The organism is Roseateles sp., assembly GCF_039595295.1.
Lineage (GTDB): Bacteria > Pseudomonadota > Gammaproteobacteria > Burkholderiales > Burkholderiaceae_C > Roseateles.
Map to the genome: position 1 here is coordinate 181229 of NZ_JBCNLU010000007.1, position 17617 is coordinate 198845.

The following is a 17617-nucleotide window of genomic DNA, read 5'->3' on the forward strand; positions in this document are numbered from 1 at the left end:
ATCCGCCTGGACCTCCCGCCTTGGATCGCCTGTTAGCCCGCATCGCCCAGCCGGCCTTCGTGCTGCGCATCGCCGCGCTGGCGATCTGCCTGCTGGAACTGGCCTCGGCGGTCTGGGGCCTGATGGGCAATCCCACCGAGCCCTACGACGGCGTGCTCGCCAGCCTGTACCGCCGCACCGGCGGCGACACGCACGACGCGCCCTTCGTCCTGGTCTGCCTGGGCCTGGTGATGCTCTTCGCCTGGCACTTCTGGCGCTTGGCCAGGCAGCAACACCTGGACCAGCCGCCACGTGACGCGCTCGCCCGCGTGCTGCTGTTGAATCTGCTGGCACTGCTGGTCACGCCGGGTCTGCCCTTCCTGGTGACCGTGCTGGCGGCGCTGCTGCTGAACGTGCGGCGCGCTTTCGTCTTCGCGCTGGCGCAGGTGGTCATCAACGTCGCGCTGTACTGGCTGCTGCCCAGCGAGGCCCAACGGCTGGAACAGATCCAGCCCGACATGCCCGCCTGGCTGAACACGCTGGGGCTGGCGATCTCGATGGTCGCGCTGCATGGGATGGCGTTCGGCCTGGGCCGGCTGGCCGCGGCCGAGGCCGAGCGCCGACGCTGGTTCCAGGCCATGCTCGCCGAGAAGAACAGCGGCGAACGCCTGCAACTGGAGCAGCTGCGCTATGCCGAGCGCATGCACATGGCGCGCGAGCTGCACGATGTGATGGGCCACCACCTGACCGCGCTCAATCTGCATTTGCAGCTGAGCGAGGCGCTGCTGCAGCGGCACGACGAGTCCGGCGCCGCGCAGGCGGTGGAGAAGGCCAAGCTGGGCGCGGCCGGGCTGCTGGCGGAGGTGCGGGCGGCCGTCTCGCGCGAGCGCGACAGCCAGCGCATCAATCTGGAGGCGGCGCTGCGCACGCTGGCGGAAGGTATCGCCAGCACGCAGATCGAGCTGGCGCTGGATCCGGTGGCACAAGACCTGACCCCGCGCTGCGCGCATGCGCTGCTGCGCTGCGTGCAGGAGGCGGTGACCAACGCGGTGCGCCATGCCGGCGCGACGCGGGTTCGGGTCAGCCTGCAGGCGGTGGACGACCAAGGCGGCGTGGCGGAAAACGGCGCGCAGGTCCAGGTGCGGGTTGACGACAATGGCCGCGGCACGCGCAAGCTGCGCGAGGGCAACGGCTTGAAGGGCATGCAGGAACGCATGGCCGAACTGGGCGGGACGATGCAGGTGCTGCGGCATCACCCCGGCTTTCTGATCGAACTGAACTGCCCCCGGCGCGCATGAGGGCGCCGATCATTCGGCGGCGCCGCGAGGCGTCCGTCAAGGAGACGAGATGAGCGACAACACGATCAAGCTGCTGCTGGTGGAAGACCAGCAACTGGTGCGCGAGGGTCTGAAGGGCCTGCTGGCGCTGCATGAGGACATCCGCCTGATCGGCGAGGCGTCCGACGGCGCGGAGGCGCTGGAGTTGCTGGCGCGCGAGCAGCCCGACGTGATCCTGTCGGACATGCGGATGCCGCGGCTGGACGGGATCGGGCTGATCCGGGCGCTGGCGGCGCGGGCGCTGAAGATTCCGGTGGTGCTGCTGACCACCTTCGACGACACCACCGCGTTCGACGAGGCCGTGCGGGCGGGCGCGCGGGGCTTCCTGCTCAAGGCGATCAGCCCGGACACGCTGGTGCAGGCGCTACGGGACGTGGTGGGCGGATCGACCGCGCTGCGGCCCTTGCTGACCGAGCGCATGGAACGCGCGCCGGTGGAGCGCGCGTTCTCCGCGACGCCCGAGCCCGAGCCGCTCAGCCCGAAGGAGCTGCAGGTGCTGCGCCTGGTCGCCAGCGGCCGCAGCAACACCGAGATCGCCGCCCTGCTGGGCAACAGCGAGGGCGTCATCAAGAACCACTGCTCCGCGGTGTTCGCGAAGATGGGCGTGCGCGACCGCACGCAGGCAGTCCTGCGCGCGATCGACTTGGGTTGGATCTGATCTGCCCGAATCCGACCCGACCGGAGCAGGTCGATCTGGCCGATCTGCCCGACCGCGCCGCCCTCACGAGCGGCTGAAGTCGGACTCCCTCGCCCACGAAGTGGGAGAGGGCGGGGGAGAGGGTCTTCGGGGTCTGGCGTACTGCCACGCTCCCACCCTCTCTCCCACCTTCTCCCGCCCTGCGGGAGAGGGAGTAAGAGAGCGCGAGCAGGCCGCTAGCGCCGGCAGCGGTCTTGGCGGACTCTCAGATCCAGAGGTCGTAATCCTGCAGCGCGCGGATGCGGCGCTCCACCGACAGGAAGTGAGCCGCGCCCACTTCACCGACCGCCTTGACCACGCGTGGGTGGTACTTCTTGTAGAGCTTCTGCTCCGCGTCCACGTAGCCCAAGTAGCCGCGCGAGAAATACTTCGATTGCGCGTTGGTGGGCTTGTCGCCGACCGACACGAATTCCACCGACATGCGGGTGAACTGGCGGTTCAGCGCCTGCAGCTCGCGCTCGTAGGCGGCGTAGATCGGCAGGAATCGCTTGGTCTGGGCTTCGTCCAGCTGCATGGCCTTCAGCACCACCGCCTTGCGGTCGGCGCGCACGGCATCGCGCAGGGTCTGCGCCTGGACGGCGTCAGGCACCGGCGCGGGATCGGCGAAGGCCGGCAGCGCGGCGGTCAAGGACAGGCACAGCGCGCTCAGCGCGGCGAACTTCTTCATATCTCTTCCCTCGTGAACGGCCGGACAGCGACCGCGCGCAAATTCTAGGGAGCGCCATTTGCCCTCGCCCCCCGGGACTTCACGGGGGGCCGGTCACGCCGCCACCGGCAGCGGACAGGGATCGTCCATCGCCGAGCCCTCGATCAGCCCGCGCCGCAGCGCCTCCGTCGCCGCCTGCGTCCGGCTGCGAGCGCCCAGCTTCTGCAGCAGCGTCTTCACATGGGTCTTGACCGTCCCCGGCGCCACGCCCAGCCGCTGGCCGATGGACTTGTTGTCCAAACCGGTGCACAGCATGCGCAGCACGTCGTGCTCACGCGGGGTCAGGTCATCACCGAGCCAGCCCTCGGCGATCAGCCCCGCGGCCGTGCGGCACAGATACCGCCGACCCGCCGCGACCGCGCGCGCCGCATCCCGCAGCTCCTCCACCGAGCAGGCCGCGTGCACATAGCCCAGCACGCCCGCGGACATCGCCTCACGCACCCGCCCGCCGTGCGACACCGCGCCGATCACCAGCCAATGCGCCGTCGCCGTGCCGACCCGGCGCGGCTGCGTCGCGGCAGCGGCCAGCGCGGCAAGCGCCCCATCGTGGTCGGCCACGATCAGCGGCGGGCGCTCCGGCGCAGGCATCGGCGGCGTCTGCGCCGGGGCGTTCTCCGCGCCGTCGCGCGCCCGGAAGAAGGGCGACAGCGCCGTGACGAGGCCCGTGCGCAGCAGCGGGTTGCGGTGGATCACGACGGCCTCCGACATGACGGCCGCCAGGCCGGCGCTCCCGGGGGCGGCGGCGAAGGCGAGGGCATTCGAGCGCTCGGTCACGGACATCTCTGACTCCCTGCGTTGAACTGCCGCGGATCATCGAGACCGCTGCCGTACGGCGGAAGCCCCGGTCGAGTCGAGTCCCTCTACCCGAAAGGGTAGTCGCCCCCCTCAACGGGGACTTTCCGCGGGACCCACCCCTATGATCGGCGCGCCATGGTTCCCTACGCCGCCAACCTCGAGCAGATCCGCGTGCTCACCGTCGACGACCATCCGCTGATGCGCGAAGGCATCGCCGCGGTGATCGCCGACCAGCCCGACATGGTGGCCGTCGGCGAAGCCGGCAATGGCTGGCAGGGTCTGCAGATCTACGACCGGCTGCGCCCGGACGTGACGCTGATGGACATCCAGATGCCCGGCATGGACGGTCTGGAGGCGCTGGGCCGGCTGCGCACGCTCAGCCCCACCGCCCGCGTGATCGTGCTGACGACATTCAAAGCCGACGCCCAGGCCTACGAGGCGCTCAAGCTCGGCGCCGCCGGCTATCTGCTCAAGACCCAGCTGCGCACCGAGCTGCTGGACGCGATCCGCGCCGTGCATCGCGGCAACCGCTGGATCCCCAACGAGATCGCCCAGGAGATCGCCGCCCACGCCGGCCGCGAGACCCTGTCCACGCGCGAGGTCGACGTGCTGGAGCAGATCGCCCAGGGCCTGAGCAATCGCGAGATCGGCGGCGTGCTGTCGCTGTCCGAGGACACGATCAAGGCCCGCGTGAAGACCATCCTCGCCAAGCTCGACGCGCGCGACCGCACGCATGCCGTGGTGCTGGCGCTGCGACGCGGCCTGCTGCGGCTGTGAGCCGACGCCGGCCGGCGGACGCGATGAACACGGGTCACGGCGCGCTCGCCCGGGCGCCCGTGGCGGATCTGTGACGACCGGGTAACGGGGCTCTGCCTCCGACGGGAGAGAGCGTCTTGCGCCTTACGCGGCTGTCGCCGCGGCGGGTCGATTCCTAGGATTCAAGGGATCCCTCGGAGACCCTCATGACCTCAACCAAGACTCCCCCGGCCGACCCGACGCGCCGCGACGTGCTGGCCCTCGGCGGCCAGCTCGCGCTCGCGTCGGCCATGCCGTTCGCGCTGGGCGGCGCCGCCGAGGCGGCCACGCCCTCTTCCTCCCACCACCCCCAACACTCTCTACCAGGAGCCCCGATGAGCTACGTCACCACCAAGGACGGCACCCAGATCTACTTCAAGGACTGGGGCACCGGCCAACCCGTCGTCTTCTCCCACGGCTGGCCGCTCAGCGCGGACGCCTGGGAAGACCAGATGCTGTTCCTGGGCCAGCACGGCTTGCGCGTCATCGCCCATGACCGCCGCGGCCACGGCCGCTCCAGCCAGAGCTGGAACGGCAACGACATGGACACCTACGCCGACGACCTGGCCGCGGTGCTGGACAAGCTGGACGTGAAGAACGCCATCCTGGTGGGCCACTCCACCGGCGGCGGCGAAGTCGCCCGCTACGTCGGCCGCCACGGCACCAAGCGCGTCGCCAAGGTCGTGCTGGTCGGCGCCGTGCCGCCGACCATGATGAAGTCCGCCGCCTACCCCAACGGCCTGCCCAAGGACGTCTTCGACGGCATCCGCGCCGGCGTCACGGCCGACCGCTCGCAGTTCTACAAGGACCTGACCACGCCCTTCTTCGGCGCCAACCGCCCGAACGCCAAGGTCTCGCAAGGCATGCGCGACAGCTTCTGGCTGCAGGGGATGCAGGGCTCGCTGAAGTCGCAGTTCGACTGCATCAAGCAGTTCTCGGAAACCGACTTCACCGAAGACCTGAAGAAGATCAACGTGCCCACGCTGATCATCCACGGCGACGACGACCAGATCGTCCCCATCGGCAACTCCGCCGAGCTGTCGGTCAAGCTGGTGCCCAACGCCAAGCTCAAGGTCTACCCGGGCGGCAGCCACGGCCTGGCCGCCACGGCCAAGGACCAGCTCAACGCCGACCTGCTGGCCTTCGCCAAGGGCTGATCGCCCGCCGCGCCGATCAGGGGCCGCCCGCGGCCCCTTTCTCTTCCGATAGCGACATTTCCTGGAGATCCCCATGTCCATCACCGCCAAGGCCGTTCCCGGCGCCAAGCTGCTGAACCCCACCGACCACACCCTGGTCATGATCGACTTCCAGTCGCAGATGGCCTTCGCCACGCACTCGATCAGCGCCAACGACCTGCGCACCCACGCCTCGCTGGTGTCGCAGGCCGCCGCCGGTTTCGGCGTGTCGACCATCCTGACCACGGTCGCCGAGAAGAGCTTCTCCGGCCCGATGTTCGAGGAAGTCACCGCCCCCTTCCCCGGCCAGAAGCTGCTGGACCGCACCTCGATGAACACCTGGGAAGACCAGGCCGTCATCGACGAGATCAACCGCATCGGCAAGAAGCGCATCGTGCTGGCCGGCCTGTGGACCAGCGTCTGCATCGTGGGTCCGGCGCTGTCGGCCATCGACCAGGGCTTCGAGGTCTACGTGATCACCGACGCCTGCGGCGACGTCTCGGTCGAGGCCCACAATCGCGCGGTCGAGCGCATGGTCCAGGCCGGCGCGCAGCCGATGACCTCGCTGCAGTACCTGCTCGAGCTGCAGCGTGACTGGGCCCGCACCGGCACCTACGACATGACCACCGGCATTGCCAAGAAGGTCGGCGGCTCGTACGGCATCGGCATCAATTACGCCAAGACCATGTTCAACGCCCACGAGGGCTGATCGCAGCGAGGCGGCCATCATGAATGCATACGTCTTGTCGGCCGCCGTCGGCCTGCTTGTCGGCGTCCTCTACGGCGTCTTCAACGTGCGATCGCCGGCCCCGCCGGTGATCGCGCTGGTGGGCCTGCTGGGCATCCTCGCCGGGGAACAGATCCCCGGCCTGGTGCGCCAGTGGATGCACCGCGACAACGCCACGCCCGCGCATGTGAGCTGGCTGGAACAGAAGGTGCGGCCGCACATGTTCGGCCGCATGCCCGGCTGCAACGAGGCCGGCACCGGTCCCGCGAGCTCGGCCACCGCCACGGCGACGGCCACGACGGCGACCTCGACGAACACCCCCGCTGCGGCGGCCCCTGTGGAGACCAAAGATGTCTGAACGCCAATCCCCGGCCACGCCCGATCTCGTCCTCTTCAACGGCCGCTTCACCACGCTGGACCGCTCGCGTCCGCAGGCCGAGGCCGTCGCCATCAAGGACGGGCGCTTCCTGAAGGTCGGCGCCAACAACGAGATCCTCGCGCTGGCCGGCGCCGGCACGCGCCGCATCGACCTGAAGGGCCGCGGCGTGCTGCCGGGCCTGATCGACAACCACCTGCACATCATCCGCGGCGGGCTGAACTTCAACATGGAGCTGCGCTGGGACGGCGTGCGCAGCCTGGCCGACGCGATGTCCATGCTCAAGGCGCAGGTCGACATCACGCCGGCGCCTCAGTGGGTGCGCGTGGTGGGCGGCTTCACCGAGCACCAGTTCGCCGAGAAGCGGCTGCCCACGATCGACGAGCTCAACGCCGTCGCGCCGGACACGCCCGTCTTCATCCTGCATCTCTACGACCGGGCGCTGCTCAACGGTGCCGCGCTGCGCGCCGTCGGCTACGACCGCAACACGCCGGAGCCCCCTGGCGGCCAGATCCTGCGCGACAGTGCCGGCAATCCCACCGGCCTGCTGCTGGCCAAGCCCAACGCCGCGATCCTGTACGCGACGCTGGCCAAGGGTCCCAAGCTCCCGCCCGAGTACCAGCTCAACAGCACGCGCCACTTCATGCGCGAGCTCAACCGCCTGGGCGTCACCGGCGCTATCGACGCGGGCGGCGGCTTCCAGAACTATCCCGACGATTACGAGATCATCCAGAAGCTGTCCGACGCCGGGCAGCTGACGATCCGTCTGGCCTACAACCTGTTCACCCAGAAGGCGGGCAAGGAGAAGGAGGACTTCGTCAACTGGGCCCAGTCGGTGAAGTACAAGCAGGGCGACGACTACTTCCGCCACAACGGCGCGGGCGAGATGCTGGTCTTCTCCGCCGCCGACTTCGAGGACTTCCGCCAGCCGCGGCCGGACATGCCGGAGCAGATGGAAGGCGAACTCGAGGACGTGGTGCGCATCCTGGCGCAGAACCGCTGGCCCTGGCGCATGCATGCGACCTATGACGAGACGATCTCGCGCGCGCTGGATGTCTTCGAGAAGGTGCATCAGGACACGCCGATCGACGGCCTGAACTGGTTCTTCGACCACGCGGAGACGATCTCGACGCGCTCGATGGACCGCATCGCCGCGCTGGGCGGCGGCGTCGCGGTGCAGCACCGCATGGCCTATCAGGGTGAGTATTTCGTCGAGCGCTACGGCGCGCGCGCCGCCGAGGCGACGCCCCCCGTGGCCGAGATGCTCAAGCGCGGCATGAAGGTCTCCGCCGGCACCGACGCGACGCGGGTGGCCTCGTACAACCCGTGGGTGTCGCTGTCCTGGATGATCACCGGCCGCACGGTCGGCGGGCTGCAGGTCACGCCGCAGCGCAACTGCCTGGACCGCGAGACAGCGCTGCGCATGTGGACGGAGAACGTCACCTGGTTCTCGAACGAGCAGGGCAACAAGGGCCAGATCGTCGCGGGCCAGCTGGCCGACCTGATCGTGCCGGACCGCGACTTCTTCGGCTGCCCGGAATCGGAGATCGCCGACATGAGCGCGCTGCTGACCGTGGTCGGCGGCAAGGTCGTGTGGGGCGCGGGCGACTTCGCGCCGCTGGACGAATCGGCGCCGCCGCCGGCAATGCCGGATTGGTCGCCGGTGCGCCGCTTCGGCGGCTACGGCGCCTGGGGCGCGGAGGGCAAGCCGCTGCAAGCGGCGATGCAGCGCGTCGCCTGCTGCGACACGTCTTGCGGCGTGCACGGCCATGCGCATGCGAACGCCTGGGCCTCGTCGGTGCCGGCCTCGGACCTGAAGAGCTTCTGGGGCGCGCTGGGTTGCGCCTGCTGGGCGGTCTGAGATGAGCGCCGTGCGACCTCTGCGGACGGCGGCGAACACCGCCGCGCCGCGCTGGGTGCGGGCCATCTTGCAGTGGCCGGCCTTCGCGCTGGCGCTGCGGGTTGGGCTGGCCTCGGCCTACCTGATCGGCGGGCTGGACAAGCTGCTGGACTTCAACGGCGCGGTGGCCGAGCAGGCCCACTTCGGCTTGCAGCCGGCCGTGCTGTGGGCGGTGCTGGCGATCGCGGTGGAGATCGTGGCCTCGCTGCTGCTGATCGTGAATCGGCAGGTCTGGCTGGCGGCCGGCGCGCTGGGCGTGTTGACGCTGGTGGCGATGCTGGTGGCCAATGATTTCTGGCACATGGAAGGACAGGCGCGCTTCATGGCGAAGAACGCCTTCCTGGAGCACCTCGGCCTGATCTGCGCGCTGGCGATGGCGGCGCGGCTGGCGGTGCTGGAACGAAAGGACGTGGAATGACGGGCGCGAAGCGACTGCTGTGGGCCAGCCTGGCCCTGGGCTTCATCGGGGGATACGTGGACACGGTGGGCTTCGTCGCGCTGTTCGGCCTATTCACGGCCCATGTGACGGGCAACTTCGTACTGATCGGCGCGGAGCTGAGCCGGCCCAGCACGGGCCATGTGCTGCTCAAGCTGCTGGTCTTCCCGACCTTCATCGCATCGGTGGCGCTGGCGCGGCTGATCGCGCTGCGCTGCGAGCGCACCGGCACCGTGGCGAGCCGGCCGCTGCTGATCACGCAGGCGGTGTTCCTGACGGCGGCCCTGGCGGCGAGCCTGGGCATCGTCGACCTAGGACCGCGCGCGCCGTGGGCGATGGCGACGGGCTTGCTGATGACGGCGGCGATGGGCGTGCAGAACGCGGCGGGCCGGCTGGCCTGGCCGGCGCTGACGCCGACGACGGTCATGACCGGCAACGTCACGCAGGTGGTGATCGACACGGTCGATGTGCTGCGCGGCGCGGCGGGGCCGGACATCAAGGATCGGCTCAAGCGCTTCATCTGGCCGGTGGTCGCCTTCGGCGCAGGCGCGCTGGCGGGCGGCGTGGCCTACATGGGCTGGAGCTTCTGGTCCCTGCTGCTGCCGCTGGCGCTGCTGATCGGGCTGGTCGTGATGGATGTGCGGCCGGACAAGAAGGTCTGAGCGCCCGTCGGCCGGCTGCCTTGTCGGCCTGCGGGCCTGGCAAGCCCTGACCCTCTTCTTGATGAAAGCTTGACGCCGGCCCGGGAGGGCCGGCGATAGCATGGCCGGCTTCACAGGGAGAAGGCCATGAACGACAAGCATCCATACACGAAGCGCGCACGGAATCGAAGCGCCATCCTCGCGGGGATCGCTGCGATCGCCGTGATCGCAGGAACCGCCCTCACCACGACGGCCCTCGCCGTCGAGCCGGTATCCAATCCCACCGCATCCGCTCCATCGACCGCGAGCGCGACGGCGTCCTCGCCGGTGCTGTCGGCTCCCGTCGGCAAGGAGACCCCCGTCAGCGTGGACCGCGGCGACTTCGTCCTGCGCGGCACGCTGCTGGAGCCGTCGAACTTCGACGGCCGCTGGGTGGCGCTGCTGGTCGCGGGCTCGGGGCCGACGGACCGCAACGGCAACTCGCCCGGATTCAAGACGGACACGCTGCGGCTGGTGGCCGAGGGCTTGGCGCGCGCCGGCATCGCAAGCGTGCGCTACGACAAGCGCGGCATCGGCGAGAGCGCGAATCTGCTGCTCAACGAAGAGAAGCTGCGCTTCACCGACTTCAGCGAGGACGCGGCGGCCTGGGTCGATTGGATCCGCCGGGATGGACGCTTCCGCCGCGTGGCGGTAATCGGCCACAGCGAGGGCAGCGCGCTGGGCATGCTGGTGGCGCAGGCCAAGCCGGTGGACGCGTTCGTGTCGCTGGAGGGACCGGCGGACGATCTGGTCACGACACTGGAGCGTCAGCTCAAGCGGCAGCTGGAGCCGGTGCCGCCGGTGTGGGCGCAGACACAGAAGGTGCTCGAGTCGCTCAAGCGCGGCGAGACGACGACCGAGGTGCCGCAGTTCGGTGGCCTGCAAGGGCTGTTCCGCGCGAGCGTGCAGCCGTACCTGATCTCCGCGGGACGGGTGGTGCCGGTGGCGGAGATCGCCAAGCTCAAGATCCCCGTGGCCATCGTGCAAGGCGGCAACGACATCCAGGTTCTGCCCGAGGAGGGCGAGCGCCTGAAGCAGGCCAAGCCCGACGCGCTGCTGCGCGTGTTCCCGGGAATGAACCACGCGCTCAAGGACGGGAAGAAGGGCGACGTGCCGGCGTACAGGGAGCCGGTGCTCACCGAGGGGGTGGTGGAGTTCGTGGCGGGGTTTGTGAGGGGCGTGGGGAGGTAGGCGAAGTCGCCTCCCACCGCGCCGCATCGTCGTGTTGCTGATTGGCGTTCATATCTCGCTGCGCTTCGAAGACCTAGCTTGATCGGCAGGAAGGATGTTGGCATTCAAAAGTTCGCCGCGAATGCAGCACTCATACCTTCGAGTCAGCGGACCAACTCTTCGCCACAGGAATCGCGACAGGGGCGTGTACAGCAAGCTATCGCAAGAGCTGAGGAGGCACGAAGAATAGGCGTCCGTCGACACGCCAAGCCGAGGCTTGGCTCGAGGGTTAACACGCGATCCATTGCGTACCCAAGCGAGGACACTGAATGCCGAACGCTGCACAACATGTCGCCACGCCCGCTGTTCCCGATGAGCGACAGACAGGGAAGGCTATGGCCAAGACCAATCGACCCGTTCGAAAGTCGCTTCGCTCAAAGACGAAGCGATCACCATCGAGTAGCGAGATCGAGGACCTGCCCGCAACGCCGGATGAGACAAACATCGAGCTCGTCTTTGGTTTTGTGGGACCGACGGGAATCGACCTGAACAAGGTCTGCGACGTGCTTCGGTCCCAGTTGAGATCGTTCGGATATGACTGCGAAGAGATCCGTCTCAGCGATCTGATCTCGACTTACCTTGGGACCTCGACATCTTTCGAGAACGCGTACGTCCGCACCAAGACGCTCATGGCCCGAGGAACCGCGCTCAGATAGGACACCCAGCAGGCAGAGATCGTCGCTCGCTTGGCGATCGCAGACATCCGGCGGGCACGCATCTCTCGATCCGGCGGAGTTCGCAAGCCAGCCCAGCGCACAGCGTACTTGGTGCGCTCGTTCAAGCGCCCGGAAGAGGTGGACCTGTTTCGCCAGGTCTACGGCAAGGCCTTCACGCTCATTTCGGTCTACGCGTCGCGGTCATGGCGAACGCATTTTCTTAAGAAGGCAATTGCGTCGACGCTATCGAGCGACAAGTCTCGCGCGGACGAGTACGCCGCAGAGCTGATATCGATCGACCACGACGAGGAAGGGAAGAAGCTGGGCCAGAAGGTCGGCAAGACCTTTCCTCTGGCGGACTTCTTCGTGACCAGCGAATCCCGCCCCGAGCTTGAAAAGAATCTGCGACGGTTGGCGCAACTCACGTTCGGGAACCCGTACATCTCTCCCTCCCGAGATGAGCAGGCCATGTTCTTCGCGAAGGCTGCCGCACTTCGATCGCTCGATCTCTCGAGGCAAGTTGGCGCCGCGATCGTCTCGAACGATGGCGAACTTCTGACGACAGGCTGCAATGAAGTGCCGAGGTTCGGAGGTGGCCTCTACTGGGCTGGCGATGAGTCGGTGGACCGAGATTACGAACGCGGCTTCGACTCGAACGTCGGCGTCAAACGCGAGATCGTCAAGGACATCTTTGATCGATTGAAGGACAAGGGACTCCTCTCCAGCGAGACGATGCTCAAGTCGAGTGAGGATCTCAGCGACGAAGCGCTCTTCAAGAACGGCGCCTACCTGAAGGACTCCCAAGTATTCGACGTGATCGAGTTTGGCCGCGCCGTGCATGCGGAGATGGCCGCGATCTCTCAGGCCGCTCGTGCCGGTGTCAGGCTCCAGGATGGTCGCCTGTTTTGCACTACGTTCCCTTGCCACATTTGCGCGAGACACATCGTCGCATCCGGGATCAAAGAGGTTGTCTTCATTGAGCCCTATGAGAAGAGTCGCGCTCAGGATCTCTTCGGCGACTCGATCAGCGTTGAACCCGTCGAACCCTCACCGACGAGCACAAACTTTCGCGCGTTTGTCGGCGTGGCGCCGCGCCGATACCTCGATTTCTTCGAGGCGCTCGACGGACGCAAAACCGTCGACGGTAAGATCCGGCCGTTGGATGAGCAGTCGGCCACGCCGAGGATCAAGCGCTTCGTCTTCACTTATACCTACGCCGAGGCATTTGCCATCGACGAGATCCCCCCCCTGAGAGAAAAGTTAGACAGGAGCCCTCTATGAACCAACAACAGACCTTGTTCATGGGACAGATCGCCGCCGGAAAGAAGGAGGCGCAAGAACTTCGCCAGACCATGAAGGAAGCGGCACGAGTCGCCACGCTGACCTATCCGTCACAGCGAGGCACGAGCGGCTCTGCAAGCGATCAGAAGACGAAGAAGAAGGACTGACATCGTCTGCTCAGCAGAGCAGAAATGCAAAAAGGCCCGCAGCGTCGACGCTAGCGGGCCTTTTCATTTGGATCATCCGATCCCGGCGCAGCCGGGATCGCTATTGATCAGAACGGAATGTCGTCATCCATGTCGTCGAATCCGGTCGCGGGCTTCGGCGCGGGAGCTTGGCGGGAGGCCGGGGCGCGGGGAGCCGGCGCGCGCGGGGCGTCGAAGTCGCCGCTGTCACGGCCGCTGCCGCCACCGCCACCACCGCTGCGCTCGGCCGAGCGCTCGCGGCTGTAGCCGCCGCCACCGCCGCCACCACCCATGTCATCGCCGCCGTCGCGGCCGCCCAGCAGCTGCATCTGCTCGGCAATGATCTCAGTGGTGTAGTTGTCCTTGCCTTCCTTGTCCTGCCACTTGCGCGTCTTCAGACGGCCTTCGACGTAGACCGGACGGCCCTTCTTCAGATACTCGCCAGCGATCTCGGCCAGGCGGTCGTAGAACACCACGCGGTGCCATTCGGTCTCTTCCTGGCGCTCGCCGCCTTCGCGGCTCTTCCAGTTGCGGGTCGTCGCGATGCTGACGTTGCACACCGCGCTGCCGCTGGGCGTGTAACGCAGTTCAGGGTCACGGCCCAGATTGCCGAGGATGATGACTTTATTGACCGAGGCCATGATTGGTTGCCGTCCGCTTGCGTGTGGTTGGTTCGGAGAGGGGAATCGCGCGCCGCCAATCGCCCGTTTCCGGTCCCGATTTCGGCGGCGCAGGGGGCGGATTATGCCGCCTGACCTCCGATCGCACATTGCCTTGGATCGGCCATCCGGTTGGCGGAAACCCGCTAAGGACTGACTTCTCCCCGGCGCGGGCCCGGCCCGCGTCCCGCCCCGCTCACCCCATCCGGCGCCGCGCCTGCTTGTTGGCGTACATGGCCGCGTCGGCCTGCTGCATCAGCTCTTCCAAGGTCAGCGGCCGGTCCGCCGCCATCGCGGCCGAGCCCACGCTGAAGTCCAGCGCATAGCCCCGCTGCGCGCGCAGGTTGAGCGCATCCACCTGCTGCCGCACCCGCGCGAGCGCGGGCTCCTGATTCGCGGTTTCGGTGCCGCTGAGCAGCACGACGAATTCATCCCCGCCCGGCCGCGCGATCACGTCCGACGCCCGCAGGCAGTAGCGCAGGATCTCCGCGAAGGACTTCAGCGCCCAGTCGCCCTCCGCATGGCCGTAGCGGTCGTTGATCGATTTGAAGCGGTCCAGGTCGAAGTACAGCAAGGTCGCCGGCCAGCGGTTGCGCAGGCACAGCGCCAGCACGTGACCCGCCTGCGATTCGAAGCCGCGCCGATTGGCCAGGCCGGTGAGCTCGTCCACCATCGCCATGTAGAGCGCGGCGAACTGCTGCTCCACCATGTAGGCCAGGTCGCGCAGCGTCGCCTGATCATCCGGATCGAAGCCGCGCGCGCTGCGGTCGATCAGGCACAACGTTCCCAACCGATGGCCGCTGGGCGCCCGCACCGGGCAGCCGGCGTAGAAGCGCAGATGCAGATCGCCGGTCACCAGCGGGTTGTCGGCGAAGCGCGCGTCGGCGCTGGCGTCCGGCACGATCAGCAGGTCGTCCGACATGATGGCGTGACCGCAGAAGCTGATGTCGCGCGGCGTCTCGCGCAGGTCCAGGCCCTGCGCCGACTTGAACCACTGTCGGTCCGCGTCGATCAGGCTCACCAGCGCGATCGGGACCTGGAACAGCCGTCTCACCATCCGGGTGATGCGATCGAAGCGCTCCTCCGGATTGGTGTCCAGCACCTGCAGCACCCGCAGGGTGGCCAGGCGCGCGTTCTCGTCGACAGGCAGCGGCGCAGCGATCATGAACAGTCCGGTGGCTCATCCCGCGTTGGAGGGAGACCGCCACGCGCCACGCGCGCCCGGCCAAAAATCCGGCCCCGAGATGTGCGGGACAATCCGGGGCTCCATGAAGTCGCCCAACCATCATCCCGTTCCGCTCGACATCCTGCAAGAGGTGTTCGGTTACAGCGCCTTCCGCGGCCAGCAGGCCGCGATCGTGGACCACGTCACCGAGGGCGGCGACGCGCTGGTGCTCATGCCCACCGGCGGCGGCAAGTCGCTCTGTTACCAGATCCCCGCCATCGCCCGCCAACGCGCCGGCCATGGCGTCACCGTGGTCGTCAGTCCGCTCATCGCCCTGATGCACGACCAGGTCGGCGCGCTCGAGGAAGCCGGCGTCGCCGCGGCCTTCCTCAACTCCTCGCAGTCGCTCGAGGAAGCCCAGCACATCGAGCGCGAGATGCTCGCCGGCCGGCTGTCCCTGCTCTACGCGGCGCCGGAACGCGTCAACACGCCGCGCTTCCTGGCCCAGCTGCAATCGCTGTACGAGCGCGGCAAGCTGGCGCTGTTCGCCATCGACGAGGCGCATTGCGTGAGCCAGTGGGGCCACGACTTCCGCAGCGAATATCTGTCGCTGAGCCTGCTGCACGAGCGCTTCCCCGACATCCCGCGCATCGCGCTGACCGCCACTGCCGACGACATCACCCGCGCCGACATCATCGAGCGCCTGCAGCTCGAAGAGGCGCGCGTCTTCATCGCGTCCTTCGACCGGCCCAACATCCGGTACCTGATCGTCGAGAAGGACAAGCCGCGCGAGCAGCTGCTGCGCTTCATCCAGGACGAGCACGAGGACGAAGCCGGCGTCGTCTATTGCCAGAGCCGCAAGAAGGTCGAGGAGACCGCCGAGTGGCTGCGTGGCGAAGGCATCAACGCCCTGGCGTATCACGCGGGCATGGACTCCGATGTGCGGCGCCGGCATCAGGACCGCTTCCTGCGCGAGGACGGCATCGTCATGTGCGCCACCGTCGCCTTCGGCATGGGCATCGACAAGCCGGACGTGCGCTTCGTCGCCCATCTGGACCTGCCCAAGAACATCGAAGGCTACTACCAGGAGACCGGCCGCGCCGGCCGTGACGGCGAGCCCGCCCAGGCCTGGATGGCCTACGGCCTGGCCGACGTGGTGAACCAGCGCCGCATGATCGACGAGAGCCCGTCGACGGAGGAGTTCAAGCAGGTGCAGCGCGGCAAGCTCGACGCGCTGCTGGCGCTGGCCGAAGCCATCGACTGTCGCCGGGTGCGGCTGCTGACCTACTTCGGCGAAGAGAGCAAGCCCTGCGGCAACTGCGACAACTGCCTGAATCCGCCCGCGACCTGGGACGCGACGCAGGCGGCGCAGATGGCGCTGTCCTGCATCTACCGCTTCCACAAGAGCCATGGCTACGGCTTCGGCGCCGGTCATCTGATCGACGTGCTGCGCGGCAAGGAGACCGACAAGGTCCGCCAGTACGCGCACGACCAGCTGTCGACCTGGGGCGTGGGCGCGGCGCTGGGTGAGGCGCAATGGCGCGCGGTGGTCCGGCAGCTGATCGCGCTGGGCTACGTCGTCGCCGAGGGCGAGTTCAACACGCTGTCGCTGGCCGAGTCGGCGCGCGCGGTGCTGCGCGGCGAGGTGCAGCTGTCGATGCGCCAGGCGAGCGCGCCGACGCGGCGCTCGCGCAGCTCACGTTCGGGCTCGGGCGCGTCGGGGTCCAAACCCTCGCGCGGTTCGGCGGTGGAGGCGGACCTGGATCACGAGGCGCAAGTGCGCTTCGACCAGCTCAAGGCCTGGCGCTCCGGCGTGGCGAAGTCGCACGGGCTGCCGGCTTACGTCATCCTGCAGAACGTGACGCTGGCCGAGCTCGCCCGCGTGCATCCGGCGTCGCTGGACGAGATGTCCGGCATCAGCGGCATCGGCGCAAAGAAGCTCGAAGCCTATGGCGAGGCCATCCTGGAAGTGCTGAATGGCGATTGAGACGGGATCGACCGGTCCAGCCGCAACAAGTTCTGTCCCCACAAGAGAAAACGCCCGGCAATGCCGGGCGTTTTCGTTGGCGCTCCGTTCGGCCGAGGCCGACGCAGCGCCGCTGAGACAGCGCAAGCGCGGGAGCTCAGCAGAGCTGGGTCGTGCACGCCACCTGCGTGGCGGCCAGCTGCGCGGCGGCCAACTGCTGGCCGTCGGCGGAGGTGTCGCGGCGACCGGTGATGTAGACGGTCGGCAGCTGTTCGCGCTTGACGGTGATGACCACCGGATCCAGCGTGATGACGGAGGCGCGCAGCTCGCGCTGCTCCTGAATGTGGACCATGCTCAGGGCCAGCGCGAGCGTCGCGCCGATACCGAAGGCGAAGGCCTTGAAGCTGGCGCCGCGGCTCATGCCGATGCGCGGGGAAGAGGTGCCGGAGCGGCGAACGGTGGTGGTGCTCATGTCGATCTCCTTGAAGGGCTTGCGTGTGTCAGTGAGATCAGTTTCGGCAATCAGGCCCGCGATTGCGAGGCGCTCGCGACGAATGCGCGGGGTGACGGCGTGAACTGCGCCGGCTGACGACGAACGGATGAACTCGGACCATCGATCACCCAGAACCCCGATGGAATCGAGCATCTGAGCGATTCGGAGAAATGTGTCCGCGGACACTTCGGACACTGATCGGACACGGGCACGCACGAAACAGAGACGCCGCAGCCATGCGGCGCGCCAAAAAAAAAGAAGCCCGCTGGTCGGGCGGGCTTCGTGAAATGCCGGGGGGGAAGCGTGGCGTCTATCGGAGCGCAGGCGCACGGGTCATGTCAGCCCCGTGGCTTGCTGGCCTGATCGGCCTGAGGTCCCG

Annotated in this window: 19 protein-coding genes; 14 read left to right on the plus strand and 5 right to left on the minus strand. The window is 67.9% G+C overall.

Features of this window, described 5'->3' with window-relative positions; all coding sequences use genetic code 11:
- Positions 1-20: 20 nt before the first annotated feature.
- Together ABDW59_RS08000 and ABDW59_RS08005 are read left to right on the plus strand one after the other, a co-directional pair.
- Entirely contained in the window at positions 21-1277 is a 1257-nt protein-coding gene (locus tag ABDW59_RS08000; RefSeq protein WP_343629084.1) for a histidine kinase, read from the plus strand.
- Between the two features lie 49 nt (positions 1278-1326).
- Positions 1327-1974: a response regulator transcription factor gene (locus tag ABDW59_RS08005; RefSeq protein ID WP_343629086.1), complete on the plus strand. Its 648-nt coding sequence runs from the start codon at positions 1327-1329 to the stop codon at positions 1972-1974.
- Between the two features lie 244 nt (positions 1975-2218).
- Here ABDW59_RS08005 and ABDW59_RS08010 read toward each other — a convergent pair whose 3' ends face one another.
- Positions 2219-2680: a hypothetical protein gene (locus ABDW59_RS08010; protein WP_343629088.1), complete on the minus strand. Its 462-nt coding sequence runs from the start codon at positions 2678-2680 to the stop codon at positions 2219-2221.
- 93 nt (positions 2681-2773) lie between these two features.
- A complete protein-coding gene (locus ABDW59_RS08015) occupies positions 2774-3499 on the minus strand; it encodes a response regulator transcription factor (RefSeq protein WP_343629090.1) in 726 nt (241 codons plus the stop codon).
- A 150-nt stretch (positions 3500-3649) separates the two neighbouring features.
- On the opposite strand from ABDW59_RS08015, the gene ABDW59_RS08020 reads away from it, so the two are divergent.
- The 11 genes from ABDW59_RS08020 (at position 3650) to ABDW59_RS08070 (ending at position 12937) form a co-directional block, all read left to right on the plus strand.
- Complete coding sequence (locus ABDW59_RS08020; RefSeq protein ID WP_343629092.1) at positions 3650-4291, plus strand: response regulator transcription factor; 642 nt, start codon at positions 3650-3652, stop codon at positions 4289-4291.
- 185 nt (positions 4292-4476) lie between these two features.
- Positions 4477-5466 carry an alpha/beta fold hydrolase gene (locus ABDW59_RS08025; RefSeq protein WP_343629094.1) on the plus strand — a complete coding sequence of 330 codons (990 nt, stop codon included), beginning with the start codon at positions 4477-4479 and terminating at the stop codon, positions 5464-5466.
- A gap of 73 nt (positions 5467-5539) precedes the next feature.
- Positions 5540-6193, plus strand: a complete 654-nt coding sequence (locus ABDW59_RS08030; RefSeq protein WP_343629096.1) for a hydrolase — start codon at positions 5540-5542, stop codon at positions 6191-6193.
- Between the two features lie 19 nt (positions 6194-6212).
- A complete protein-coding gene (locus ABDW59_RS08035) occupies positions 6213-6569 on the plus strand; it encodes a XapX domain-containing protein (RefSeq protein ID WP_343629098.1) in 357 nt (118 codons plus the stop codon).
- Positions 6562-8448, plus strand: a complete 1887-nt coding sequence (locus tag ABDW59_RS08040) for an amidohydrolase (protein ID WP_343629100.1) — start codon at positions 6562-6564, stop codon at positions 8446-8448. The genes ABDW59_RS08035 and ABDW59_RS08040 overlap by 8 nt, the downstream gene beginning before the upstream one ends.
- A 1-nt stretch (position 8449) precedes the next feature.
- Positions 8450-8905, plus strand: a complete 456-nt coding sequence (locus ABDW59_RS08045; RefSeq protein ID WP_343629102.1) for a DoxX family protein — start codon at positions 8450-8452, stop codon at positions 8903-8905.
- Entirely contained in the window at positions 8902-9585 is a 684-nt protein-coding gene (locus tag ABDW59_RS08050) for a YoaK family protein (protein ID WP_343629103.1), read from the plus strand. Before ABDW59_RS08045 ends, ABDW59_RS08050 begins: the two co-directional genes overlap by 4 nt.
- A 126-nt stretch (positions 9586-9711) precedes the next feature.
- The gene (locus ABDW59_RS08055; protein WP_343629105.1) at positions 9712-10794 is read left to right on the plus strand and encodes an alpha/beta fold hydrolase; all 1083 of its coding nucleotides are present in this window, start codon (positions 9712-9714) and stop codon (positions 10792-10794) included.
- 308 nt (positions 10795-11102) lie between these two features.
- On the plus strand, positions 11103-11489 hold the full coding sequence (locus ABDW59_RS08060) for a hypothetical protein (RefSeq protein WP_343629107.1): 387 nt from the start codon (positions 11103-11105) through the stop codon (positions 11487-11489).
- Between the two features lie 30 nt (positions 11490-11519).
- The gene (locus tag ABDW59_RS08065; RefSeq protein ID WP_343629109.1) at positions 11520-12770 is read left to right on the plus strand and encodes a deaminase; all 1251 of its coding nucleotides are present in this window, start codon (positions 11520-11522) and stop codon (positions 12768-12770) included.
- Positions 12767-12937 carry a hypothetical protein gene (locus ABDW59_RS08070; RefSeq protein WP_343629110.1) on the plus strand — a complete coding sequence of 57 codons (171 nt, stop codon included), beginning with the start codon at positions 12767-12769 and terminating at the stop codon, positions 12935-12937. Before ABDW59_RS08065 ends, ABDW59_RS08070 begins: the two co-directional genes overlap by 4 nt.
- Before the next feature lie 107 nt (positions 12938-13044).
- Here ABDW59_RS08070 and ssb read toward each other — a convergent pair whose 3' ends face one another.
- Together ssb and ABDW59_RS08080 are read right to left on the minus strand one after the other, a co-directional pair.
- Positions 13045-13596, minus strand: coding sequence for a single-stranded DNA-binding protein (gene ssb / locus ABDW59_RS08075; protein ID WP_343629111.1), 552 nt, complete (start codon positions 13594-13596; stop codon positions 13045-13047).
- A 214-nt stretch (positions 13597-13810) separates the two neighbouring features.
- Positions 13811-14779, minus strand: coding sequence for a sensor domain-containing diguanylate cyclase (locus ABDW59_RS08080; RefSeq protein WP_343629112.1), 969 nt, complete (start codon positions 14777-14779; stop codon positions 13811-13813).
- A gap of 103 nt (positions 14780-14882) precedes the next feature.
- Between ABDW59_RS08080 and recQ the strand changes: the two genes are divergently transcribed.
- Positions 14883-16766: a DNA helicase RecQ gene (gene recQ / locus ABDW59_RS08085; protein ID WP_343629113.1), complete on the plus strand. Its 1884-nt coding sequence runs from the start codon at positions 14883-14885 to the stop codon at positions 16764-16766.
- A gap of 136 nt (positions 16767-16902) precedes the next feature.
- Here recQ and ABDW59_RS08090 read toward each other — a convergent pair whose 3' ends face one another.
- Complete coding sequence (locus ABDW59_RS08090; protein WP_343629115.1) at positions 16903-17217, minus strand: hypothetical protein; 315 nt, start codon at positions 17215-17217, stop codon at positions 16903-16905.
- Positions 17218-17617 lie beyond the last annotated feature (400 nt).